Annotated in this window: 18 protein-coding genes and 1 tRNA gene; 15 read left to right on the top strand and 4 right to left on the bottom strand. The window is 42.3% G+C overall.

Annotated features, from left to right (window positions below; all coding sequences use genetic code 11):
• Positions 1-24: 24 nt before the first annotated feature.
• The 9 genes from HUJ21_RS05290 (at position 25) to lpxB (ending at position 14,591) form a co-directional block, all read left to right on the top strand.
• Positions 25-3,228 carry a UvrD-helicase domain-containing protein gene (locus tag HUJ21_RS05290; RefSeq protein ID WP_291367921.1) on the top strand — a complete coding sequence of 1,068 codons (3,204 nt, stop codon included), beginning with the start codon at positions 25-27 and terminating at the stop codon, positions 3,226-3,228.
• Positions 3,229-6,105 carry a PD-(D/E)XK nuclease family protein gene (locus tag HUJ21_RS05285; RefSeq protein ID WP_291367909.1) on the top strand — a complete coding sequence of 959 codons (2,877 nt, stop codon included), beginning with the start codon at positions 3,229-3,231 and terminating at the stop codon, positions 6,103-6,105.
• 56 nt (positions 6,106-6,161) lie between these two features.
• Entirely contained in the window at positions 6,162-7,331 is a 1,170-nt protein-coding gene (locus tag HUJ21_RS05280) for a response regulator (RefSeq protein ID WP_291367908.1), read from the top strand.
• A 55-nt stretch (positions 7,332-7,386) separates the two neighbouring features.
• Positions 7,387-8,184 carry an ABC transporter permease gene (locus tag HUJ21_RS05275; protein ID WP_291367907.1) on the top strand — a complete coding sequence of 266 codons (798 nt, stop codon included), beginning with the start codon at positions 7,387-7,389 and terminating at the stop codon, positions 8,182-8,184.
• Between the two features lies 1 nt (position 8,185).
• Entirely contained in the window at positions 8,186-8,938 is a 753-nt protein-coding gene (locus HUJ21_RS05270) for an ATP-binding cassette domain-containing protein (RefSeq protein WP_166143379.1), read from the top strand.
• Complete coding sequence (locus HUJ21_RS05265; RefSeq protein ID WP_166143381.1) at positions 8,935-9,903, top strand: MlaD family protein; 969 nt, start codon at positions 8,935-8,937, stop codon at positions 9,901-9,903. Before HUJ21_RS05270 ends, HUJ21_RS05265 begins: the two co-directional genes overlap by 4 nt.
• Positions 9,904-10,034: 131 nt before the next feature.
• Positions 10,035-12,818, top strand: a complete 2,784-nt coding sequence (acnA, locus tag HUJ21_RS05260; RefSeq protein WP_291367906.1) for an aconitate hydratase AcnA — start codon at positions 10,035-10,037, stop codon at positions 12,816-12,818.
• A 204-nt stretch (positions 12,819-13,022) separates the two neighbouring features.
• Positions 13,023-13,442, top strand: a complete 420-nt coding sequence (locus HUJ21_RS05255; RefSeq protein WP_291367905.1) for a 6-carboxytetrahydropterin synthase — start codon at positions 13,023-13,025, stop codon at positions 13,440-13,442.
• A 30-nt stretch (positions 13,443-13,472) separates the two neighbouring features.
• A complete protein-coding gene (gene lpxB, locus HUJ21_RS05250) occupies positions 13,473-14,591 on the top strand; it encodes a lipid-A-disaccharide synthase (RefSeq protein ID WP_291367904.1) in 1,119 nt (372 codons plus the stop codon).
• Positions 14,592-14,610: 19 nt separating this feature from the next.
• Here the strand turns inward: lpxB and clpX are convergent, their stop codons facing one another.
• From clpX to HUJ21_RS05230, 4 genes are all read right to left on the bottom strand, one after another.
• Positions 14,611-15,837: an ATP-dependent Clp protease ATP-binding subunit ClpX gene (gene clpX, locus HUJ21_RS05245; RefSeq protein WP_166143389.1), complete on the bottom strand. Its 1,227-nt coding sequence runs from the start codon at positions 15,835-15,837 to the stop codon at positions 14,611-14,613.
• A gap of 7 nt (positions 15,838-15,844) precedes the next feature.
• Positions 15,845-16,516 carry an ATP-dependent Clp protease proteolytic subunit gene (locus HUJ21_RS05240; RefSeq protein ID WP_246255384.1) on the bottom strand — a complete coding sequence of 224 codons (672 nt, stop codon included), beginning with the start codon at positions 16,514-16,516 and terminating at the stop codon, positions 15,845-15,847.
• 82 nt (positions 16,517-16,598) lie between these two features.
• Entirely contained in the window at positions 16,599-17,927 is a 1,329-nt protein-coding gene (gene tig / locus HUJ21_RS05235; RefSeq protein WP_291367903.1) for a trigger factor, read from the bottom strand.
• Between the two features lie 86 nt (positions 17,928-18,013).
• Positions 18,014-18,095 (bottom strand) — tRNA-Leu (locus tag HUJ21_RS05230).
• 236 nt (positions 18,096-18,331) lie between these two features.
• On the opposite strand from HUJ21_RS05230, the gene HUJ21_RS05225 reads away from it, so the two are divergent.
• From HUJ21_RS05225 to HUJ21_RS05200, 6 genes are all read left to right on the top strand, one after another.
• Entirely contained in the window at positions 18,332-20,551 is a 2,220-nt protein-coding gene (locus tag HUJ21_RS05225; RefSeq protein WP_291367902.1) for a bifunctional (p)ppGpp synthetase/guanosine-3',5'-bis(diphosphate) 3'-pyrophosphohydrolase, read from the top strand.
• Positions 20,552-20,609: 58 nt separating this feature from the next.
• Positions 20,610-21,107, top strand: a complete 498-nt coding sequence (locus tag HUJ21_RS05220; RefSeq protein ID WP_291367901.1) for a transcriptional repressor — start codon at positions 20,610-20,612, stop codon at positions 21,105-21,107.
• Complete coding sequence (locus HUJ21_RS05215; RefSeq protein ID WP_291367900.1) at positions 21,104-21,448, top strand: STAS domain-containing protein; 345 nt, start codon at positions 21,104-21,106, stop codon at positions 21,446-21,448. Before HUJ21_RS05220 ends, HUJ21_RS05215 begins: the two co-directional genes overlap by 4 nt.
• Before the next feature lie 116 nt (positions 21,449-21,564).
• Positions 21,565-22,836, top strand: coding sequence for an adenylosuccinate synthase (locus HUJ21_RS05210; RefSeq protein ID WP_291367899.1), 1,272 nt, complete (start codon positions 21,565-21,567; stop codon positions 22,834-22,836).
• Positions 22,837-23,075: 239 nt separating this feature from the next.
• A complete protein-coding gene (locus HUJ21_RS05205) occupies positions 23,076-25,400 on the top strand; it encodes a PKD domain-containing protein (RefSeq protein ID WP_291367898.1) in 2,325 nt (774 codons plus the stop codon).
• 8 nt (positions 25,401-25,408) lie between these two features.
• A complete protein-coding gene (locus tag HUJ21_RS05200; RefSeq protein ID WP_291367897.1) occupies positions 25,409-26,425 on the top strand; it encodes a type IX secretion system membrane protein PorP/SprF in 1,017 nt (338 codons plus the stop codon).
• Positions 26,426-26,569 lie beyond the last annotated feature (144 nt).

Below are 26,569 nucleotides of genomic sequence, written 5' to 3'. Positions count from 1 at the left end.
TTATAAAACAAATGTTTTTCATTGATGCAAATGACTCCTTTTCAAATATATAAATCTTCTGCGGGTTCGGGAAAAACCTATACCCTTACCACTTCCTACCTCAAATTGGCTATGGAGCAACCGACCGCTTTCAGGCAGGTGTTGGCGGTTACCTTTACCAACAAGGCAACCCAGGAGATGAAGGAGCGCATAATAAAAGAGCTGAAAAGAATAAAAAGTGGAGTAGACCTGAGCCAGCAAATGGATCAGGATCTTTTGGAAAAATGGGACCTGAAACCACATGAATTATCCCAAAAGGCTTCCGAAGTACTTACTGGCATATTGCATGATTATTCGGCATTTTCAGTAAGTACCATAGACAGTTTTTTTCAACGGGTGATCCGCGCCTTTGCCAGGGAAATAGACCTTCAGGCCAAATTTGATGTGGAGATGGATCTGGATGCTGTTATGGCCAGATTGATAGACCGACTCATGCTACGGGTAAATGAAGAGCCTGAACTTCACCGGTGGATGGTGGCCTTTTCCATTGCCAAAATCACGGAAGGAAAATCCTGGGACATCAGAAAACCCATTCAGGACCTGGGATCAAAGATGTTTCAGGAAGATTTTAAAATGATTCAGCACGAGGTAAAAGCTTTTCTGGATGAACCCGATAACTTACACAAATTCAGGCAACACCTGTTCCAAAAAAAGAAATTGATCATTGATCAGGCCACAACAATGAAAGATCAGGCCACTCAAATCCGGCAACAGCATGGCTTGGTTTGGGAGGATTTTGAGGGCGGCAGCAGGAGTTTTGCCCGCTGTTTTGAAAAGCTGGGAGACCCTGTCAGACCAGTGCCGGAATTGACAGAAGCCCAAAAAAAGAAAGTGGGTGATCCGGATAAGTGGTCCACAAAATCCAGTAAAAACACAGCCGCCATTCAGGCAGCATATCATGATGGCCTGGGAGAATTAATGAGTCAAATTGAGCCAATGGAAAAGGCCTGGATCACATTGGATGTTATTTCCAAAAACCTCTATGTTTTTGGATTATTCGGTTACCTGCTTAAAGAGTTGGTGGAGCTGAAGGATGAGGAAAATTTGTTGTTGATTTCAGAGACCAACGATTTCCTAAGGTCAATTACAGCTGATAATGAAGCCCCCTTCATTTATGAAAAAGTAGGCAACCAATTTCAGCATTTTTTATTGGATGAGTTTCAGGATACCTCAGGGTTTCAGTGGGCCAGTTTCAGGCCCTTGCTGATCAATGCTCTGTCCATGGGAAAAACCAACCTGATCGTCGGGGATGTCAAGCAATCTATTTACCGTTGGCGAGGAGGGGAAATGAGGTTGCTTATGGAGCAGGTGGAAAAGGATGTGGGGCAATTCGGGGTAGAGATTCAAAAATTGGCTACAAACTACCGAAGCCTGCCTCAGGTGGTGTATTTTAACAATACCCTTTTCAGCCAACTTTCCAGACTTCTGGCGGATGGCTTGTCTGCAAACCTGGGGTCTCATTTGGGGGAAACCTTCAGGCAGGCTTATGCGGATGTCTCCCAGAAGGTGGCACCGGGCCAGGCCCGAAAAGGGATTTCAGGTAAGGTTAAACTGGAATTTATTGCTTCTGAAGCCGAAAAGTCGTACAAAGAATTTGTTTTGGCAGCCTTACCTGGACAGGTGGAGCACTTATTGGCCCAGGGATATAGGTTAAGGGATATCGCCATACTGGTGAGAAAAAATGGGCAGGCCGCAGAAATCGCAGATGCCTTTATGCTGCATGGACAAAAAGAACAGGAGCAACGTTACGAGGTGCTCTCGGACGAAGCCCTGTTTTTAGATAAATCCTCGGTGGTCAAATGTTTGTTGGCAGCCTTAAGAGCAATAAATGACCAGGATGACAAGTTGTCTGAAAGAAGCATCTGGATCCATTGGGCCAGGATCAGGTGTGAGGAATTGGGACCGGAACTTTTTCAAGAAGGGGCCATGCCAGAAAGCCTTCAGCAGCTTAGGGCCAACTATACCAGGAAAATGACAGATTTCAGGCGTTTGCCCTTAATGGATTTGCTGGAAGCCCTGATTGATTTATTGGGTTTCAATGAGAACATGCAAGAGAAAGCTTACCTGTCCGGATTAAAAGAGGCCATTTATGATTTTTCCGATAAAAACCGGGCTGATTTGGGCAATTTCCTGGAATGGTGGGAACAGCAAGGACATAAAAGGACCATAAAACTTCCTGAGGAACACAATGCCATCCGGATTCTGACCATCCACAAGTCAAAAGGGCTACAATTTAAAGTGGTTTTATTGCCATTTTTGGATTGGAAGCTTTTCGATACCGGAAAGGATAACATTGTTTGGGCACCTTATGTATGGGATGAAAACCTTCCACCCCTTAATGTACCTTTGACGGTCAGGAATGATTTGTTGAAATCCGCCTTTGCCCCTATATTTTTACAGGAAAGTCTCTTGCATCACCTGGATAACTTAAACATGTTGTACGTGGCCTTTACCAGGGCAGAGGAGGTCATATGGGGCTTAGCTCCTTACAGAGAATCCAAAGGGCCTGTAAAATTGAACACGGTGTCGGATTTGCTGTTTCAGGCCATGAGCCTTCCCCCAACACCAGGTCTGGAATTAGACCTGGCCAGCCATTTTGACCCTGAAAACCTGGTTTTTGAAGCTGGTGACTGGCATCCTGTTAGGGCATACCCTGAGCCAAAAGAAGAGAAACAACCTATGGCCTGGCAATACCGCCCCTGGGCACAGAGCTTGCAGGTAAAACAGGTATTTGGCAGTTTTGAGGATGCCGGATTATTCAGAAAGAGAGATTTTGGACTGTTGGTGCATTCCCTGATAGAAAGATCCAGAGACATGTCCGGTTTCATGTTGGAGCTGGAAAGCCTTTATTTTGAAGGGGGAATTGATATTGAAGAGAAAAAAGCACTGGAAAGCCAATTTAATGAACTGTGTAAGTTGGACAAATTCAGTGCCTGGTTTGATGGCAAACATACTGTTTTGACCGAACAAGGCATTCTGCTGCCAGGCGGAGACAGTAAAAGACCAGACAGGTTGGTATATAAAGAGCATTCAGTGGAGGTTGTCGATTTCAAGACAGGAAAGGAAAGGAAAGTGCATCAGGATCAGGTAAAAGGGTATGTGGATCTGGTCAGGCAAATGGAAAAAGAAATGATGGTGGAAGGATATCTCTGCTACCTTGAATCGGGAATAATTAAAAAGGTCAGTTAAATGAATGGGTTTTTAAAACAGACAGCTTCTACCCTATTACAGCGGGAGAGAGAACTAAAAGGTGTAAAAGTCATTCTACCCAATCGCCGGGCGGGGTTGTTTTTCAATAAATACCTGGGACAGTTGGCTACCAAACCTATTTGGATGCCAAGAGTCCTGACAATTGAGGACTTGTTTTATGAAATGGGCCGGAAAAGACCTACAGATAAGCTGCGGCTGATTTATGAAATGTACCAGGTTTTTTCTTCCCTCTCTCAGGTGGAAGAAAGTTTTGACCGGTTTTATTTTTGGGGAGAAATGATCCTTAAAGATTTCAACGACCTGGACCAGTTTTTGGTTAATCCTGAAAAATTATTTACCAACCTCAAGGAGCAAAAGATCCTGGCCAGTGACTGGAGTTTTTTAAATCCTGAACAGGTGGCATTGATCAAGGCTTTTTGGGCTTCCTTTGAAGAGAGGGACAAGCATCACCAGAAAAAGTTTCTAAAATTCTGGGATTTGCTACACCCCCTGTACCAGGAATTTAATGCCCGGCTGAAAAGCGGTGGACTGGCTTATGGAGGCGGCATTTACAGGGAAGTGGTGCAGGGGATGCAAGACATGGAACTGCCCCGGGGCCACCATATTTTTGTTGGTTTTAATGCTTTTACTGCCACTGAGGAGCGCTTGATAAAATTCTTTATCGAACACCATGGTGCGGAAATATTCTGGGATATCGATGCATATTATATGAAGGATCCCGCTCAGGAGGCAGGGCTTTTTTTCAGGGAATACAGAAAGGATCCTGTTTTCGGACCTACCTTTCCGGTGGAAATCCCACAGCAAATAGAGAAAAAAAATGCCCAAATCGACACCTATTCCGTACCCTTGAAAAGTAACCAGGCAAATGTGGTAGCCGGACTTCTGGAGCAGGTCATGGAGGGGCAGGAAAATTGGGAAGAAACCGTCGTAATACTACCAGAAGAACAATTGCTGTTTCCCATATTAAATTTACTTCCAGAAAAGGTAAATAAGGTGAATGTAACCATGGGGTATCCTGTAAAGCATACGCCTGTTTACACCTTTCTGGAGGCAGTGCTTGAATTGCAGCGATACACAAAAATTGAAAATGGGGAGGTGCTTTTTTATCACAAGCCGGTAAAGGAATTGCTCCACATGGTTTATCTCCGGGAAGTCAACCCCCTTTTTGCCACCCAAATGGTGGAAGAGCTGACACGTACAAATACCATTTACCAAACTGCTGAAAAGTTGAGTGTTGGAGGAGATCTTTTTGCCCTGGTTTTCCAAAAGTTGACCCCCCTTAATTTGTTGGATGTGGTTTTGGAGTTGATCCGAAAGCTGGGGGAAGGCCTGGACGATCAAAGCATGGAGCAAACCTATCTGCTTCAGTGCTACAAGCAAATGAACAGGCTCAAAGATATCTTCAAAGAGGATATCAGTGAAGAAGTTAGTGTAGAATTTTTTATCCGGATCTTCAGACAGGTATTTGGAGAAATAAAATTGCCTTTTCAGGGAGAGCCATTGGAAGGAATTCAGCTCATGGGGGTGCTGGAATCACGAAATCTGGATTTCAAAAGAGTGATCGTATGCAATATGAATGAGGGAAGTTTTCCTCCTTCTAACAGCATGAATTCCATGGTGCCGTTTAATCTGAGGCGTGCATTTGGAATGCCTGTGCAAGAGCAAAATGATGCCATTTATGCTTATACTTTTTACCGTTTACTCCATCAGGCAGAGGAAGTTCACTTGCTCTACACCACCGCCGGAACAAATGGTCAGGTGGGCGAAAAAAGCAGGTATATCCATCAGCTACAGATCGAAATGGACCATGGTGGGCTAAATAAAGAAGACAAGGTAATTCATGTACCAGTCAATTTAACCGCTGCCAGCCCGATTTCCATTCCAAAGAATGCCACAATCCTGCGTTTTTTGAACAGGTATACGGATAGGATTGCTGAAGGTCAGGAGCCCATTACATTTTCACCTTCAGCCATCAATATCTGGCTGGACTGCCGGTTAAAGTTTTACCTGACTTACATTGCCGGTCTGGAGGTGCCGGAAGAGGTGCAGGAAGAGGTGGATCCTGCTATTTTTGGTAACCTGGTTCACCTATCCCTGGAAAACCTTTACGGTGGTTATTTGCAAAACAAAAAAAGCAAATGGGTGGAAGCAGCCGACATTGTTAAACTAAAAGATTATATATTTCCAGCTGTGGAAAAGGCCATTCTCAGTCAGTATTTTATTGAAAACAAAGAGGAAGTCAAGTTAAGCGGGCAGCTGACCATCGCCAGGGATGTGTTGCAAAAATATTTATCCGGAGTGTTGGAGAAGGATGCAGCAGCCGTCCCGTTTGAAATTATTTCCCTGGAAGCTGCCAGGAAATACAAGGCCAGGTTACCGGTAAAGACGGCAGATGGGCTCTCCATGGTTTCTTTGGGGGGAATTATCGACAGGGTTGACAAAGTTAACGATTCCATTAGGTTGATAGATTATAAATCCGGGGGGGACAAAAAGGATTTTAAAAGTATAGAGAGCTTGTTTGACAGAAATGATGGCGCCAGGAATAAAGCGGCCATGCAGACCTTTTTCTATGGCTTGCTTTATGAAGCAAATTTTCCAGAAAACCGCTTACCCCTCAAACCCGCGCTGTTTAATCTTAGGGAAATCTTTAAGGAGGATTTTAATCCTTACCTTCAGGAGGTTACAGGCCGGGGAAAAAGAAAAGAAGTGAGTGATTATGCCGAATACAGGGATGACTATGTGGAGAGGCTCAGGCTTAGCCTGGAAGAAATGTTCGATCCCGATCAGGATTTTGACCAGACAGAAGACCACCAAAAATGCCAGTATTGTCCTTTTTCAGGAATATGTTGCAGGTAAGGATAAGGCTTTAATTTACAGACTTATTTATTATATTTACGCCTTTGATTTTGAAAATGAAACCAAACATTCATACGGTATGGGTATTTGGAATTGGTTTGGCAGGAAGTATGGCGATTTTGATTTCACCTTACCTCCTGCAAAGCTTTGACCTGCTGACCATGAGCAAGTATTCCTGGCATATTGTCAGGGATTTTGGGCTTATCTCCAGTCTGTTTATATTTGGTTATTCGTTTTTCTTTTTTCGTACTGTTAACAAAATCAGGGATTTGGAAGCAGATACCCGCTTTCAAATGTTTGATAAATTACCAAACTGCGTCTGGGTTTTTTCTCAACAGGGACAAAAGCTTGAAATGTCAAATGAAATGGCAGCTTCAATTTACAGTATTCCGAAAAATGAAGAAGCCTTCAGGATATTTAGGTCCCAATTTTACGATATGAAAATTGCTGCAGAGGTTCTCAGCGGGAAAAATTGTGTTTTCCGGAATATTGTCATGATCGACAAGTTTTATGAACCCCGGTATGTAGATCTGTTTGGGATACCGTTTATGCGCAATCGGGCAAATATGGTGTTGGTGATGGTGGTAGACCATTCTGAAATAAACAAATCTCTGAGTCAAATCCAAAAATTGTCGAAATCCTTACTGTTACAAAACCAACAGTTGAAGGATTTTTCATTTATGAATTCCCACAAAATCAGGTCTCATGTTTCGAATATTCTGGGCTTGATCAGTGTGGAAGAAGAAGGGCTTAGCGGTAAGGCCATGGTAATGCTTAAAGACGCCGCCAATAACCTGGACAGTGAGGTTCAAAAAATGAATAAATTATTAATGGAAAAAAACCTAAATGGAAAAGAGGTGGAGCAAAAAGAGCAGCGGATAGTATTTGTAGATGATGACAAGGTGCAGCACATGATCAACAAGAGGATATTACTTAAAGTGAACAACCAACTCAAATTGTTCTTCTTTGAAAATCCTTATGAAGCGTTGGAATGGATATCGGTTCATCCGGCTGATGTGTTATTGCTTGATATCAATATGCCAGAAATGGATGGGTGGTTTTTTTTAAAATTGATGGAGGAAAGAGGAATTCAAATGGATGTGAAAATGCTGACATCCTCCCTTGATCCGGATGATTTGGAGAAAAGCAAATCTTTTAGTCAGGTTAGTGGTTTTTTAATCAAGCCATTAAAAGATGAAAATATTGCGCAATTTTTGGCCAATTAGAAGGATGGATTGATTTTTGTATTCATATTGCAATTAAAACTAAAACGACCTTTTTATGGCGGGTGATCCCAGTAGTAAAGATAAAATAATCGGGAAGCGAATCGACAAATTTTTTATCGGACTTGAAAGTGCATTTAAGTTTGTTAAAAGGTTTTTTCAGGAAGTTTGGTTTCCCCCTTATGAATTTAAAGAAGTGATTCGTCAGTGTTATCAAATTGGTTGGAACTCACTGCCATTGATTTCATTGACGGGTTTTATAGTAGGGGTGGTTTTTACCAATCAGTCTCGTCCTTCACTGGCCGAATTCGGGGCTACTTCCTGGCTCCCTGCCCTGATTTCGATTGCTGTTGTGCGTGCCATGGGGCCATTGGTTACCGCTTTGATAGCTGCCGGGAAAGTGGGTTCAAGTATTGGCGCTGAGATAGGGTCCATGAAAGTGACCGAGCAAATTGATGCCATGGAAGTCTCAGCCACCAATCCTTTTAAATTTCTGGTGGTTACAAGGGTGCTGGCAAGTACATTCATGATCCCGATATTGGTTTTGTACACCGATTTTGTTGCGCTTTTGGGAGCCTTCACAAATGTCCATTTCAATGAGTTGGTGAGTTTGAGCACGTTTTTTGTACAGGTTTTTGATGCCATATCCTTTTTAGATGTCACCTCTTCAATGGTCAAATCCTTGTTTTTCGGTTTTACCATTGGGATTGTGGGTTGTTACAAAGGTTACAACTCCACCAAAGGTACTGAAGGAGTGGGTAAAGCAGCCAACTCCGCCGTGGTCATGGCCATGTTTTTAATTTTCATCGAAGAGTTACTTTCTTTACAGGTAACCAATTTCTTTAGACAATTGTAAAATGGTAGAAACTGTAGTTAAGGTAAGAAATTTGGTCAAGTCATTTGGAGAACTGGATGTATTAAAGGGTGTAGACCTTGATCTGTACAAAGGGGAAAACCTGGTAGTCCTTGGCAAATCAGGAAGTGGAAAATCTGTGTTGATCAAAATAATGGTAGGACTGCTTACGCAAGATGAGGGTTCGGTGAAAGTTTTGGGAAAGGAAGTCAAGGGGCTGTCCCAGAGGGAGCTTAATGAATTGCGCCTTAAAATTGGGTTTTCATTTCAGGCCAGCGCCTTATATGATAGCATGACAGTCAGGGAAAACCTGGAATTTCCACTGGTACGAAACGTCAAAAACCTAAGTAAGGCAGATAAAGATAAATTGGTCGAGGACGTTTTGGATAGTGTGGGTCTTTTGGGCACCATCAACCAGATGCCATCCGAACTCTCCGGTGGTCAGAGAAAGAGGATTGGCATTGCCAGAACGCTAATATTGAAACCGGAGATCATGCTGTATGATGAGCCTACTGCAGGACTTGATCCCATAACCTGTATGGATATTAACAATTTGATCAATCAGGTGAATGAAAAATACAAGACCACCTCAATTATCATTACGCATGACCTTACATGTGCCAAAGTAACAGGAGACCGAATGGCAGTATTGCTAGACGGTGTCTTTGGGGCAAAAGGAAAATTTGAAGAAGTATTCGAACATGCACAGGATGGTAGAGTTAAATCATTTTATGACTATAATTTCATCAAGCAATGAGAAATGACAATAAAAAATCGGTTACCGTTGGCATATTTGTGCTGATAGGGATCATCATTTTGGTTACCGGAATTCTTACTTTGGGAGCCCAACAAAAAGCCTTTGTTAGTAGTATTCGGGTCTTTGCAGTGTTTGATGACATTGGGGGGCTACAGACCGGTAACAATGTCTGGTTTTCAGGGGTGAAAATCGGTACCGTAAAAAAAATCAACTTTTATGGGAATTCCCAGGTAGAGATAGAAATGAACATTGAATCTTCTGCCAAGGATTATATCAAGAAAAATTCCAAGGCAACGATCAGCTCGGATGGTCTGATTGGTAACAAAATCATCGTTATTTATGGGGGAACAGGAGATGGTCCTTCTGTGGAAAATGGAGACCGACTCACCGCCGTGATGCCGCTGGATACCGATAAAATGATGGAAACCCTGCAAGTAAATAATAATAACCTGGTTTCAATAACAGAGGACTTGAAAGTGCTGACTCAAAAGATAGCCAATGGAGAGGGTATAATTGGTTCTGTCCTTACCGATAGTACCATGGCCAGGGATTTCAAGCTTATGATGGAAAACCTGGAACGTACCGCAATCAATAGCAATAGAATGACTTCGGAATTGGCGGAATTTTCTAATAAACTGAACCAGGAAGGCGGCTTGATTGACGATTTGATTAATGACACTACTGTTTTTGCGAGCCTTAGAAATACAGCCAGGGGATTGGAAAAAACAGGAGAGGAAGTGAACAATGCCGCAGCCAATTTTAATGCCGCAAGTGAAGGTCTAACCCAAAATGACAATACTTTGGGTATGTTATTAAATGATGAAGAATTTGCAGCTTATTTGAAAAGCACCATGAGCAACCTGGATACAGGAACGGTGCGCATGAATGAAACCCTGGAAGCCATGCGGTACCATTGGTTCTTTCGCGGAGCTTTTAGAAAAAGAGACAAAGCCAATGAGGAGTAAAACATCAAAAGCGGAGCATTTTCCGCTTTTTTTATTTTCCATATTTGGCAAAAAAACCTATATTGTAACGACAGGGTATTTTCAACCCTGATTCAAATTGAAATCTTTTTTTCATTAAACCTACTTGAAATATGGCTAAAGATCCTTATAAAATTATAAAGAAACTTCCTACTTCCAAAGGTGATCTCCAATACTGGAGTTTGAAAGCCCTTGAGGAGCAAGGATACCCGATCAAAAAACTTCCTTTTTCCATCAGGATACTCTTGGAAAATGCGCTAAGGAATTTTGATGATTTTGCCATTACCAAAGAGAATATAGAAACGCTGTTAAATTGGAAACCCGAGGCCTCCGAAAAAGATATTCCCTACAAACCAGCCAGGGTGCTGATGCAGGATTTTACAGGAGTGCCTGCTGTAGTGGATATTGCCTCTCTGAGGTCAGAGGCTGTCAGGAAAGGAAAAGATCCGGAAAAGATCAACCCGCTCATTCCCGTGGATTTGGTAGTTGACCACTCCGTACAGGTAGATTATTTTGGAACCAATTATTCCTATAAAAGGAATGTGGATGTGGAATACGAGCGAAATGGAGAGCGGTATGAATTTTTGAAATGGGCTCAAAAATCTTTCAATAATTTTGCTGTAGTGCCGCCAGGTATGGGCATCTGCCATCAGGTAAACCTGGAATATCTGGCACAGGGGGTGATAGCTAGAGAAGGAAACGTATTTCCGGACACCCTGGTGGGCACAGACTCCCATACACCCATGGTTAACGGTATAGGTGTAGTTGGATGGGGAGTGGGCGGTATAGAAGCAGAAGCAGCCCTTCTCGGTCAGCCGATTTATTTTATCATGCCTGAGGTGGTAGGCTTAAGACTCACTGGTTCTCTGCCACTCGGTACCACAGCGACGGATATGGTGCTGACCATCACTGAGTTATTAAGGAGAAAAGGTGTAGTGGGTAAATTCGTGGAGGTTTTTGGTCCCGGATTGGATAATTTGTCTGTACCGGACAGGGCCACCATTTCAAATATGTCACCTGAGTTTGGATGTACGGTCACCTATTTTCCTATAGACGATAGAACATTGGACTACATGTCCAAGACAAACCGGACGAAAGATCAGATAAAATTGGTTGAAGATTATACCAAAGCCAATATGCTTTGGAGAGCCAATGAGGACGAAATTGATTATTCAACGGTAGTGGAGCTGGACCTGAGTTCGGTAGAACCAACCGTGTCCGGTCCAAAAAGGCCGCAGGATAAGATCCTCATGCGCGAATTCAAAGAAAAATTCGGATACCTGCTCAAGGAAGTACACGGCAGGGAATATATTCCCATTGACAAGAGAGATGATGTGGGCAGGTGGTACGCAGAGGGGGGAGGAAATCAGCCTGTAAAAGATCAGAAGAGTAATGTAGACAGCGATGTTGAAATTGAGACAAAACTAAAAAATGGCTTAAAGTCGGTGGTAATCAAGCTCAATAATGAGAAGTTTGCCCTTCATGATGGTTCCATAGTGATCGCAGCCATTACTTCCTGTACCAATACCTCTAATCCAAGTGTGATGATCGGTGCAGGTTTAATTGCCAGAAAAGCAAGAGAAAAAGGACTCGATGTCAAACCCTGGGTAAAAACCTCTCTGGCTCCTGGTTCAAAAGTTGTTACCGATTATCTTGAAAACGCCGGACTTCTCGATGATCTGGAAGCATTACGCTTCCATGTAGTGGGCTACGGTTGCACCAGCTGTATTGGTAATTCCGGCCCTTTGCCCAGGCACATTGCCAAAGCAGTAGAGGACAATGACCTGGTGGTGGCCTCCGTTTTGTCAGGTAACAGAAATTTTGAAGCCAGGGTACACCCGCAGGTAAAAATGAATTACCTGATGTCCCCCATGCTGGTAGTGGCCTACGCTTTGGCAGGAAGAGTAGATGTGGATTTAAACAATGAACCCCTGGGATATGATCCGAACCTTGAACCCGTTTACCTAAAAGACATCTGGCCATCCAATGAAGAGATTTTTGAGGTATCCAACAGGGTACTTTCTCCCAATGATTATCAAAAAAATTACGGAGAAATCTTTGAAGGAAATGAACAGTGGCGTTCCTTAAAGGCACCTGAAGATAAAGTGTATCAATGGTCCGATAAATCCACATACATCAAGGAAGCACCTTTTTTCAAAGGCATTTCGGAGACGGTAAACGAACCCAACGATATTGAAAATAGTCGCGTCCTGCTTAAATTGGGTGATTCCATTACTACGGACCATATATCTCCTGCTGGCTCATTCTCACCTACTTCTCCTGCAGGAAAATACCTGATTGCCAAAGGAGTGGAGCAGGGCATGTTCAACTCTTATGGCTCCAGAAGGGGAAATGATGAGGTAATGGTGCGGGGTACTTTTGCCAATGTAAGGATCAAGAATCAGCTGACCGGAAAGGAAGGAGGATATACCACCCATATGCCTTCAGGTGAAGAGATGACGATTTATGACGCTTCCGCCAAATACCAGAAGGATGAGGTGCCATTGGTAGTATTGGCAGGTAAGGAATATGGCAGCGGCTCCTCCAGAGACTGGGCAGCCAAAGGAACTACTCTGCTTGGGATTAAAGGAGTGATTGCGGAAAGCTATGAACGGATTCACCGCTCCAACCTGGTAGGTATGGGTGTGTTGCCCATGCAATATGCCAAAGGACAATCTGCTGCTTCCCTTGGCCTTACAGGGAAAGAACAGATATCCATAAGGGGCATAAAAGACGGATTAAGCCCCTTGAAAGTACTACGGGCCAGTGCCAAGAAAGAGGATGGGGCTGTGGTTAATTTTGAGGTAATTGCCCGTCTGGATTCCGCCATTGAGATCGAGTACTACAAAAATGGAGGAATTCTCCATTATGTATTGAGGCAATTTCTGAAAGCCTGATAATAGGTTTTTTGATAGAATAAGGCAGTATCATTTTTGAAATGGTACTGCTTTTTTATTTCAGGAGCAGGTCAGGATTATCAAATGCAGGCGATTGATTTGTGGGTAGCTGATCCATAGGTTTTCAGCAGATTTTGTTTTGCATGGGTCAGCAGGGAATCTTTTCATTTTTTGATTAACTTTGCAGCCTAATTGATAATGGAAATGGTACACGTTTGTAGGAAAGAACACTTTAATGCAGCGCATAAGTTGTGGAATCCTAAATGGTCTGAAGAGAAAAACAAATCGGTTTTTGGCCCTTGTGCGAATGAAAACTGGCATGGGCATAATTTTGAGCTGATCGTCACCATCAAGGGAAGGCCGGATGAAGACACTGGCTTTGTGGTGGATTTAAAGCAACTGAGTACCCTGATCCGTAGGGAAGTGATCGACAAAGTAGATCACAAAAATCTCAATATGGATGTGCCTTTTATGAGCGGGAAAATGGCAAGTTGTGAAAACCTGGTCATGGAATTCTGGAAGATACTCCAGCCATTGGTGAATGACCTGGTCAAAGAAGGGGGCTTGTACAAGCTAACCCTTTATGAAACCCCGCGGAATTTTGTGGAATATTATGGGGAATAACCTTTACCTGAACCAACAAACCCAAGCCAGTTGAAATACTACATTATCGCAGGGGAGCGATCCGGAGACCTGCATGCCTCCAATCTACTTAATAGCTTAAAAGAAGAAGACCCTGAAGCAGCATTCAGGGGAATGGGAGGAGATTACATGCAAGCTGAAGGTTGTTTCCTGGTGGCACATTACCGGGAAATGGCCCTGATGGGCTTTGTTGAGGTGTTGCTTCATTTCAGGAGGGTTTTCAGGTACCTGAATAAGATAAAAACCGACTTGCTGGAGCACCGGCCGGATGCCTTGATTCTGGTTGATTTTGGTGGGTTTAACATGAAGATGGCCGCATTTGCAAGTAAAAATGGAATACCCGTTCACTATTACATTGCACCTAAAGTTTGGGCCTGGAATCAAAACAGGGCCTATAAACTAAAGAAATATGTTGATCATTTGTATTCCATTTTGCCATTTGAACCTGATTTTTTCAGGAAATTTGATTGGGAAGTAGCTTATGTGGGCAATCCACTTTTGGATGAGAAAAAGAAATTCCTGCCCAATCCGGATTTTTTGCAAGAGAATGAACTCAATGCCCAAAACCTGGTGGCCCTTTTGCCGGGAAGCAGAAAGCAGGAGATCAATGAGATGCTCAAAACCATGATCGCCTTAAAATCCGAGTTTAATGAGGTGGATTGGGTGGTGGCCGGCGTAAAGAACCTTCCCGGGGAAATTTACAAGGAGGCCATCGATGCAGGGCTAAAGGTTGTTTTTGACCAAACCTATGATGTCTTGCATCATGCCAGGGCAGCTGTGGTAACCTCAGGAACAGCGACCCTGGAAACGGCCCTGTTTAAGGTGCCCCAGGTGGTGGTCTACAAGACCAGTGGAATTTCCTATGCCATTGCCAAAAGGTTGATTCGGGTGCCTTTTATTTCCCTGGTCAATTTAATTGCTGGAAAGGAATTGGTCAAAGAGTTGATCCAGAATCAATATAGCCCTTCATCGGTTAAATCTAGTTTACAGCGTGTTTTACCGGATGGACCTGAAAGGGACAAGGTGGTAATTGGATATGAACTACTAATTGATAGGATTGGACAAAAAAAAGCCTCGCAGGAAACTGCAAGGCTAATTTACGATACCTTAAATAATTCAGGAAACCGGTAAGATTTCCCAGGTGTATGCATCAGGCAACCTGAAGCTTTTTAAATTTTGATTTTTCGAATTGAGAGCTGGCATAGTCCCGGTCAATGATGAGTGTTTGCTCTTCTTCCACTGAGGGGAACTCATACATGGCATCGGTAATGATGGCTTCACAAATCGATCTCAACCCTCGTGCACCAAGATTGAATTCCACTGCTTTTTCCACAATAAAATCAATTCCTGACTCCTCAAACTCCAAAACCACATTTTCCATTTTCATCAGTTTGATGTATTGTTTGGTCAATGCATTCTTCGGTTCCGTTAAAATTCTTTTAAGGGTAGCTTTATCCAGGGGGTCCAGATGGGTAATGACAGGAAGCCTTCCGATGAGTTCGGGAATCAAGCCATAAGCCTTGAGGTCCTGTGCAGTAACATACTGCAAAAGGTTATTTCTATCTACCACTTCTGCATTGCTTTTTTTGCTGAATCCCATAGGTTGGGTGTTTAGCCTGCTGGCGATATGTCTTCCAATGCCATCAAAAGCACCACCGCAAATGAAAAGGATGTTTTCCGTGTTGACAGATATCATTTTCTGATCTGGGTGTTTTCTTCCTCCCTGTGGGGGAACGTTTACTGTAGTGCCTTCCAGCAATTTAAGCATGGCCTGCTGCACACCTTCCCCGCTTACATCTCTGGTAATGGATGGGTTATCTGATTTTCTGGCAATTTTATCCAGTTCGTCAATGTATACAATTCCCCTTTCGGCAGCTTCTACGTTATAGTCAGCCGCTTGCAATAAACGGGTAAGGATACTTTCCACATCTTCCCCCACATAACCAGCTTCAGTCAGCACAGTGGCATCTGCGATGCAAAACGGAACTTCAAGGGTCTTGGCCAGGGTTTTGGCCAGATAGGTTTTACCAGTTCCGGTATCCCCAACCATGATGATGTTTGATTTTTCGATCTTCACCTCATCATCCATTTCTTCTTTTTGTCCCAATCTTTTGTAATGATTATAAACGGCTACAGTCAGGACTTTCTTTGCTTCCTGCTGGCTGATGACATATTCATCCAGGTAAGCCGTCAGTTCTTTGGGCTTTTTCAGCTTGAACTTAGGCTTTTTGGAATGTTTTTTTGTTTTGTCTTCCTCGCCTAAAATCTGAAAAGCCTGTTCGATACAATAATTACAAATATGTGCAGAAATGCCGGAGACCATGAGGTCAACGTCTTTTTTATTTCTACCACAAAAGGAACACGTTACTTGAGCCATCCGGTATTTATTTTTCTTTTTTCGTCAAAACTTCATCAATCAAACCATATTCCTTCGCAGCAGCAGCCCTCATCCAGTAGTCTCTGTCGGAGTCTTTTTCAATCTCTTCAATGGATTTGCCGCTGTGGTTAGCCAGAATTTCGTACAGTTCCGTCCTCAATTCCAGTATTTGTTTTACGGTGATTTCCATGTCTTTTGATTGTCCCTGCATGCCTCCTGAAGGTTGGTGGATCATTATTCTGGAATGTGGCAATGCAGATCTTTTACCAGCTGCTCCACCGGCGAGCAATACAGCTCCCATAGAAGCGGCCAATCCAGTACATATTGTTCCTACTTCAGGATTTATGTATTGCATGGTGTCATAGATACCTAAACCGGCATAGACCGATCCACCAGGGCTGTTGATGTAAAGCAAGATGTCTTTTTTGGAATCGACAGACTCCAAAAACAGGAGCTGGGCAGTGATAATATTGGCAATATGGTCGTCTACACCTGTTCCCAGGAATATGATCCTGTCCATGATCAGTCTGGAAAAGACATCGATTTCCCTGAAATTTGTAGGTCGCTCTTCGATCACCGCACGGGTCATGTTTTCCACTGATTGTGTATATTGGTCAAATGTATTGCCACTGATTCCCTGCCCTTTTACTGCGAATTTTCTAAATTCTTCTTTATTCATTTTCTGCTTTCTTAAGTATAATGATACAAAAATAAAAAAAGCCCTTACAAAAGGACTTTTTATGAACAAATAATTTCTTTAATTAGTTTTCAAGGAGTTCTTTAAACTTCTCAACTGCTATTTTCTCTTCTTTGATATCGACCTTGTTTTTTACAAAATCAAGAACTTTTTCATTCTGCACAGCCGTCAGCATTTGCATGTAATTTTTACCCTCATTGCCCTGCAGGTAATTTTGCAAAAACATGTCCATATTCTCTTCCATTTGAGAGCCCATGCCAGAGGAAGCCAATTGCTCACGAATCATTTCCTTGGTCTTTTCAATAACATCTTCGTGTTCCGCCTTGATTTCATTTTCTTTTGCAATCTGGTTGGAGAGCAAAGACCAGGTCAGCTGCTTGGTGTAGGTTGGAAATTCTTTTTCTACATCCTCTTTGCTAAATTTCCCTTCATTGGCCCGCACCAACCAATCTTTTAAAAACGCTTCCGGTAAATCCAATTCATGATTAGCTACCAAGCTATCCTTGAGCTGTTCCTCATTGAATACTTTCACTTCTTTTTGGTAATTTTCAGTCAAAATCGATTTGATTTTTCCTAAAAACTCCTCTTTAGTGGAAACCTGATCCGGGCCAAAGACCTTGTCAAATAGCTCCTGGTTCAACTCAGCTTCTTCAGTGCGGTTGATATTCTGAACGGTGAAAGTGAAGTCGCCTGAAAGTTTCTCTGCATCTTCCTTGCTGATGTTCAATACTTCTGCCAAATCACCTTTGATCGCTTTAGAAGGATCAAATGAGATAACATCTTCCTTTTTGACGCCTAAGAATTTTTTAAGTGAGCGACCGTCCAGTTCATTCAGAGGTAAAGAGAGCGTCTCCTCGTATGAACCATCAGCAGCTTTAAGGTCGCCATATAGAAAATCGTTTTCTTCGCTAACCTCTGGATTGGTCATTTTACCATACTGCTTTTTGATGTTGTCAAGAGCTTCATTTACTTCTTTGTCAGAAAGCTCCACCTGGTAGTTTTTAACATTCAGCTTTTGGTCCAGGTTCACATCAATCTTTTCTACAAAACCGATTTTATAATCGAATTCAAATTCCTTTTGTTTTTTCCAATCAATGTTTTCGCTTTCAGCATCCTGAGGAATGGGATCTCCCAACACTTCAAACTCCTGCTCTTTCAGATAATCATTCAGGGATTTGGATAAAATGTTGTTGATTTCTTCTACCAAAACAGAAGTGCCATAGAGATTTTTTACCATTGCAAAGGGGGCTTTTCCAGGTCGGAAACCTTTGATATTGGATTTTTTGGCATAATCTTTTATTTTGGCATCTACTTTTTGTTGGTAATCAGCCTCATTGATTTTTATCTTGACCAAAGCCTCATTGGCAGCATGTTTGTCTAATGTAATTTCCAAGGGATCTGTATTTAATGTTTTCCAATAACAAAAACCCTCAATCCTGACATTTTACAAGATCAAGATCGAGGGATTCTAAAAGGGTGTGCGGATGGAGGGACTCGAACCCCCATGCCTCGCGGCGCTAGATCCTAAGTCTAGTGCGTCTACCAATTTCGCCACATCCGCTGATTATCAATAATAAATGATAGGCGTTTTGTCTGTTTGCCTATACTTATTTAACCTGAAAACTATTCAGCCTTCTCATCCGGCGGGTACCCAAACGGGTTTGTTAGCCGGTTTTTTTACGTGGATGCAAAGGTAATCATCAATTTTAAAGTTTCAATAACTTGATCCAAAAAAATTACAAATATTACTTTCGGATTTGATTCCTTCGATAGGAATTATTTTATAACTTGTACCATATGATCAAAGTTGATATTGAAGAAGAGCGTAAGGAAATCCTGAAACGGTATCGCCGACTTTTGAGAGTTGCCAAGCCATTACTCAAATCAGGTGATGCCAAATTGATCAAGAAAGCATTTAACGTGGCCAGTGAGGCACATAAAGAAATGCGGAGAAAATCAGGAGAGCCCTACATTTATCACCCTTTGGAGGTGGCTCTTGTTTGTGTGGAGGAAATAGGTCTGGGTACCACTAGTATAATTTCTGCTTTGCTTCATGATGTTGTGGAAGATACAGATCTTGAATTAGAAGATATTGAAAAGGAATTTGGAACCAAAGTGGCCCAAATAATAGATGGTCTGACCAAAATTGCGGGTGTTTTCGACTATGGGACCTCCCAACAGGCGGAAAATTTCAGGAAAATGTTGATTACCTTATCAGATGATGTACGGGTAATACTGATTAAATTGGCCGACCGGCTAAATAACATGCGGACCCTGGATGCCATGCCCAGGCACAAGCAGTTAAAAATTGCCTCCGAAACAAAATTTCTATATGCCCCTTTAGCCCACCGGCTGGGCTTGTATTCCATCAAATCTGAACTGGAAGATTTACATTTAAAGTTCATGGACCAGGAGGCTTACGGATCCATCGTCAAAAAAATCAAAGACTCAAGAATTTCAAGAAACAAGTTTATCAAAACCTTCATTGCTCCCATTGAAAGTGAATTGGAGCATCAAGGTTTTAAATTTGTAATCAAGGGAAGACCAAAATCTGTCTTTTCTATTTACAATAAAATGAAATCCCAAAACATCCCGTTTGAAGAGGTCTATGATTTGTTTGCCATCCGGATAATTATCGACACACCCTATGAAAATGAAAAGGCAGACTGCTGGCAGGTATATTCCACGGTAACGGATTTTTACCGTCCCAATCCGGACCGGTTGAGGGATTGGATAAGCACACCAAGATCCAATGGTTATGAGTCCCTTCACACCACAGTAATGAGTCAAACCGGACAATGGGTGGAAGTCCAGATCCGGACACAGCGCATGGATGATATTGCAGAGCGGGGTTATGCGGCACATTGGAAATACAAAGAAAAAGAAAATGCACCTGAAAAGGCGGCTGGAAGCCTGGATGAGTGGATCACTCAAGTAAGAACTTTATTGGAAAACAATGATGGTTCTGCTATTGAATTCATGGATGATTTCAGGGGAAATCTGTTTCAGGAAGAGGTTTTTGTTTTCACCCCAAAGGGAGATTTAAAGGTATTGCCCTTTGGTGCTACAGCCCTGGATTTTGCTTTTGAGATTCACTCCGAAGTTGGCGCGAAATGCATTGGTGCCAAGGTCAATCAAAAATTGGTTTCCATAGGGCATAAATTAAAGAATGGAGATCAGGTAGAAATACTAACTTCAAACAAACAAAAACCCACTGAAGACTGGCTCAAATCAGTAGTAACCTCCAGAGCAAAAGCCAAAATCAAAGATGCCCTTAAAGAGGAAAAGAAGGGTTACATGTTGGATGGAAAAGAAATTGTCCAACGGAAGCTGAAGCAGATGAAAATTGATTTTTCATCGGAGGTGGTGGAGCAATTACGTGCCTTTTTTGAAACCAAGACCACAACTGAATTCTATTATAAAGTAGGTAGAGGGATCATTGATCCTACAGCGATCAAGACTTTCAGGGATTTTAAACAAAAGAAGAAATCCAGGAAAGTGCCAATGATGCATGTTACGGATGAAAAGTCTTTTACCAAGGAGATAAAAAATTTGAAGGGTCCCGAACATGATCAGCTATTGATTGGGGAGGACATGGATGTGGTGGATTATGTTTTGGCCAAATGTTGTAATCCCATACCCGGGGACGATGTATTTGGCTTTGTTACGGTAAATGAAGGGATAAAAATTCATAGGACAGCTTGTCCCAATGCCCTTGAGCTACTTTCCAATCATGGAAATCGGGTTATCAAAGCCAGGTGGACAAGTCAGCAGCAAATTGCATTTTTGGCGGGATTGAAAATAGTGGGTACCGACAGGGTAGGATTGATCAGTGATCTGACAAAAGTCATATCGAATGAATTAAAAGTAAACATGCGATCCATAACCGTAGATTCGGATAGTGGAATTTTTGAAGGCAGCATCAAGTTATATGTACACAGTACCAATCACCTGGAAAATCTTATTGAAAACTTATCAAAGGTACCCGGCGTCTTAAAGGTGTCAAGGTTTGATTAAATAAGGGAAGCACCCATATTCAAATAAGAACCGTATATTTGTAAAAAAAAATGAAAGTATGGCTTCAAATGAAAGTCTTTACGAGAAGGTAAAGAAAATATTTACTGCCTATCTTGAAAACAAGAAGCTCAGGAAAACCCCCGAAAGGTATGCTATTTTGGAAGAGATCTACAGCAGGGGAGGGCATTTTGATGTTGAAGGGCTGTATATCAGTATGAAAAACAAAAATTACCGTGTAAGCAGGGCAACGGTTTATAATACGCTGGATCTTTTGGTTGAATGTGATTTGGTCACCAAGCACCAATTTGGAAAGAATTTGGCGCAATATGAAAAATCTTATGGCTATAAGCAGCATGATCACCTCATTTGTACGGAGTGCCACCAGGTTAAAGAATTTTGTGATCCCCGGATCCAAAATATTCAAAACACAGTGGGAGAGGTGCTAAATTTCAATATCATTCACCACTCATTGCTGCTATATGGAAACTGCACTGATGAGCATTGTGAATTTAAACAAGAAAACTCAACAGAGAAAAATTTAAAATCAAGTCAATGAAAGCAACATTTGAATCCTATATTGAGAACAAGACATTGGTTTTAAAAATCAAGGGGGATTTAATCGGAGATGAGTCTGGTCCTCATCTGGTAGGATTGGTTTCTGACGGTATTCAGGAAGGGGTCCAAACTTGTATTGTGGATCTCAGCCAAGTCAGGTACATCAGTTCCAGTGGTATTGGTGTTTTGATCACGATATTAACCAAAATGAGAAATAACGATGGGGAAGTTTACCTGAGCTCTCCCTCTGAACACGTGAAAAAATTGTTGATCATTACCAAGCTTAATAATATTTTTAATGTTTTTGACTCTTTGGAGGAAGCAGTGAATCAATCAAAATAGACTTAAATATCATTTTTCTCCTAAATAAAAATCATCCGGGAGTTGTAAATTTTTACAATACTGGCAATCTTCACGGCTGATTTGAATTTTAGGGCTATATACTTATTTATAAAAAAATGAAAATGGACGTTCTTTTAGGTCTCCAATGGGGTGACGAAGGCAAGGGAAAAGTAGTGGATTACCTGGCACCGGCCTATGAAATGGTGGCCAGGTTTCAAGGGGGGCCGAATGCTGGTCATACCTTGGAATTTGACGGAATCAAACATGTTTTGCATCAAATACCAAGTGGTATTTTTAGGAAAAACATCCACAATATCATAGGGAATGGTGTGGTTCTGGATCCCGTTGTTTTGAAAAAGGAAATTGAAGCCCTTAAAAAGTTCAATATTGATTTCAAAAAAAACCTTGCGATTTCAAAAAAGGCCACTATTATTCTTCCGACGCATAAACTTTTGGATGCTGCCTATGAAAAGTCCAAGGGAGATAAAAAAATTGGTTCGACACTGAAAGGCATTGGCCCGACCTATCAGGACAAAGTTGGGCGAGTAGCGTTAAGGGTTGGAGACATGCTGGCCCCGGATTTTAAAGAAAAATACCTGGAACTTTCCGATAGGCACCGTTCCATTTTGGAATATTATCAATATAAGCTAAACGATCTTCCGTCATTGGAAGCCGAGTTTTTCGATGCGGTGACTTTTTTCAAATCATTGAATCTTGTAGAAACTGAGTTTGAAGTAAATGCAGCCCTCAAATCTGGTAAAAAGGTCCTGGCAGAAGGAGCTCAGGGATCACTTTTGGACATTGATTTCGGAAGTTATCCTTTTGTAACCAGCAGCAGTACCATGACTGCAGGGGCCTGTACGGGTCTTGGGGTTCCGCCTGCTGCCATTGGTGAGGTGTTCGGTATTTTCAAAGCCTATTGCACAAGGGTAGGTAGTGGTCCTTTCCCTACTGAGCTTTTCGACGAGGATGGGGAAAAGATGCGCAAAGAAGGTAATGAATTTGGATCCACCACAGGAAGACCAAGAAGATGTGGCTGGTTGGATTTACCGGCATTGAAATATTCCATCATGATCAATGGAGTAAGCCAACTATTCATGATGAAAGCAGATGTTTTAAATGATTTTGAGGAGATTAAAGTATGTACCGGGTATGAGCTTCCCGATGGCTCCACTACCGACCGCCTTTTTCCAAGTGGGAATGATGAATCATTCAAGCCAATTTACAAAACACTGAATGGATGGCACTGCAACCTGAATGAAGTGGAACAATACAAAGATTTTCCTGATGCCCTGAAAAATTATGTTGAGTTTTTAGAAAAACACCTGGAGGTGCCCATCAATATGGTTTCGGTAGGTCCTGACAGGAAAAAAACAATTTTAAAATAACATCGCTTTTCTTTTAAAAAAGGCTTCTTTTAATATAATAAAGGAAGCCTTTTTTTATTTATTTTTTATTTGCCTATCTTAACTACCGGATCCTGAAAGGCAGAAGTTTCCTCAACGTTATTTGATCTAAAGGCATAGGCATGTATGAAGAAAACATTTTCCTCATCAAATGGCTTTTAGATTTAAGGAGTTGTGTGAATTCAGCACCAGGTCAAAATTGTGATTTTCCGGATTGAAGCATGCCTAAAATATACCTGTTTGTCCTTCTTCAGCTTGTTGCGCTTATTTCACCTTATATGGTGTGGAGCCAGCAGGGATTTCCTTATTGTGAATCCTTTCAGGATGAAATAGAAAGGGACCAAACCATATTTGGAGGGGATGCCCGGTTACGCGATGGGGTGTTGCGACTAACCGAGGCCGTGATGGAACAAAGTGGATACATTTACATCGATGTTCCATTTTCTTCAAGTTTTGGGGTTAAAGCATCTTTTGAATATTTCAGTTATGGTGGAGATGGTGCTGATGGGTTAACTGTGTTTCTGTTTGATGGGGCCAGCAATTTTTTTGCCCCCGGAGGTTTTGGGGGCTCTCTGGGATATGCTCCGAGAATTGGAGGGACAGGTTTAACCCGTGCTTATATGGGAATTGGATTTGACAGTTTTGGCAATTTTGGCAATAATTCAGAAGGCAAGATTGGGGGCTTTCCTGGCCCAGCCAGCCAGCTTCATCCTAATAGTGTAGTGGTTAGGGGGCCGGGGCATGCATCGGATGGTTATCGGTTTATTGCCGGGGTGAAAACAAATGAAGGTGGAGTTTTTGGATTGCCGGAAGACCAGCGTTTCACCATAAGCTCTGGAGGGATTGGAACCAGAAGGGTCACCGATCCAGATCAACCCGGGTACCGGAAAGTCATCGTCAAGTTGCGGCCAAAAAGCCCAGGTATAGGTTTCCATCTGGATGTAGAGCTGATTTTTACAACTGTCAGGGGAAACCCAAGACAAATTAGCTTGTTGGAGAATGTAGACTATCCTTATCCCGCACCCGAAACCTTGAAAATTGGATTTGCAGCTTCTACAGGAGGGCAGACCAATATCCACGAAATCCGCAATTTATTGGTTGAAGTTGCTGATGAAGATAATCTGGAAAATCCTGTAGCTGCTCCTTTGGAAGACATGGTCGTCTGTCTGGGCCAGGAAAATTTTCTGGAAGTACCTGGTGATTTGATCAGTTTACCCAATGAAAATTCCAGGATCAGTTGTATGAATTTCTTTGAAACCATGGAGGATATTTCTGAATTTAATGAGGACCCCTGCCTGCATGATGACTGCGAAGAAAAGGTTGTTAGTTTTCAGGAAGGAGATTTTAAATACCTTGGGCAGCAGGGGCACTTTTCATTCACTCCAAATGAAGGGTTTAATGGCGATCAGGTGCAAATTTTTTACACCATTACCGATAATTACGGTAAAACATCAGCCGGTGATCCACTCATTCTCAATGTCAATGAAGCTCCGGAACCGCTAACTGTTTTTATCAACGACCTTCCCTTAGACTCCCTTTCCGCATGTCCCGGAGATGAAGTGGAGTTAAGCATGTATTCAGGGGATGAAATTTCTTCCTTTGAATGGTTACTTGACGGGCAGTTGCTGCAGGGTGAAACGGCCCCTGAACTTATCCTTACCGGTCCGGGAAGCTATCAGGCACGTGCCATCTCCTCACAAGGATGCCCTTTGGTTTCTGACCCCATTGAAATAACCTTTCCGGATTTTCCGGAATTGGAAATACCTGCAACCATATTCGTTTGCCAGCCAGACCTTTTTCCGGATATCAGGACATATATTCCAGCATATGATGGCGAATTGTTTGATTACCAGGTGGAAGATGAGTCGGGAAATGCTTTTGTAAACGAAGCGATTCCTCAGATCAATCTGGAGGGCTTGTATTTTTTACGTGTAAGACCTAAAGAAATTGATTGTTGGTCTGATCCGGTAACCTTCAGGTTAAGTGTTCCTGACGAGCCTTTGGCAGCATCCTTTGATTATGTGCTCAATGCTACAGGACTTAAGGATGAGGCTCCGGATGGGATTTTAGCAGATGACAGAATTCGCTTTCTGGATCAGTCTACCGGTACTCCGCGAAACTGGCATTGGGATTTTGGGGATGGCAATACCAGCAATCAGAGGTCTCCGGCGCATGTATTTGGGGATAAGGGAGAGTTCTTGGTGACACTTACAGTCCAAACGGGTCCTGATTGTGAAGCAAGTTATCAAATGGTAATAAGCATTACCCGAACCTACCGGGTCATGTTCCCTTCCGGATTTACCCCGACAAGGGAAGAGGATAATTTCTTTATTCCAAAGACCAAAGGGATTGCTGAAATGGATTTGAAGATTTTCAGTGCCTGGGGGGAGTTTTTATTCCAGACTACTGATCTAAATGGGGATGGTTGGGACGGTAATCTAAATGGGGCTCCCCTTCCTCCCGGTACTTACGTTTACAGGGCAGATTTTGAAACGACAAGAGGAGAGCAAGTAACCCGTTCCGGAAAATTTCTTTTGATAAGGTGAAAAAATGGATGTACATATCGACCCTTATTTTGTTTGGACTGTTTTTCCAACAGTTGAAGGCACAGGACATGCAGTTTTCCCAATTTTATGCAGCACCAATTTATTTGAATCCTGCATTCACAGGAAGCACCGAATGGACGAGAATTGGGGTTAACTACAGAAACCAATGGCCTGGGCTAGATCATAGTTTCAATACATTTTCTGCTTATTTTGACCATTTCATCGACCACAGAAACAGCGGAATTGGGGTAATCGCTAACGGAACCCGGGATACCTTTGCCCAACTGCAAAATATGGAAATTGGGTTGACTTATGCTTACCGGCTTCGATTGGGGGAAGAGAAGTTTTTGCATGCCGGTTTTCAGGCCAGTTTTGTCAATAGAAATGTGAATGTAGAAAGCATTATCCTTGGAACACAATTGGATATAGACAGAGGAATCGTAGTAGGAGAAGGAATCAACTGGGTTACAGATGTCAGCCAGAGGAGTCATGAGGATATCAATGCAGGTTTATACTATTATGATGATAAATTTTGGCTGGGACTGGCAGCACATCATCTCACCAGGCCCTACACCTCATTTCTCCAAATGGATGAAAACCGGCTTCCTATCCGGTATGCTGTTCACGGTGGAGTGACTTTTGATGTATTTAGCCCGGGCATCGGTGATGTAATCAACAATACCTTACAGGAAAGAACCCTGTCTTTGGCCTTCAATTATAAAAGACAGGGACTTTTTGATCAACTTGATTTGGGTGCAGAATTATTTTATGCCCCGGTAATGGTGGGCATGTGGTACAGGGGATTGCCAACAAAGAACGCCCTGCCCAACAATGAAGCCTTGATTGCCTTATTGGGATTTTCCTTGCCCAACGATCTGCAAATAGGATACAGCTATGATTTCACCATTTCCAAGTTAGGCTGGAGAAATTCAGGAGGGGCACACGAAGTATCGGTACGCTATACTTTTCGCAATTATAAAACGGGGAAAAAGCATGATAGGGACATTCCCGGGTTCAAATATTAGCAATAATAGACGGCACAATTAAAGTTGATATTTTTTTCTACTTGACAGTCAGATAATTTGAACCATTTGCTTACTTTTATTTGTTATCTCCATTGTGAAATGGAAAAAAGATATCATCTTTGTGATCCCAAACGTGGGAATAGA

Source organism: Cyclobacterium sp., assembly GCF_014762705.1.
Lineage (GTDB): Bacteria > Bacteroidota > Bacteroidia > Cytophagales > Cyclobacteriaceae > Cyclobacterium.
This window is presented reverse-complemented; position numbering and strand designations above follow the sequence as displayed.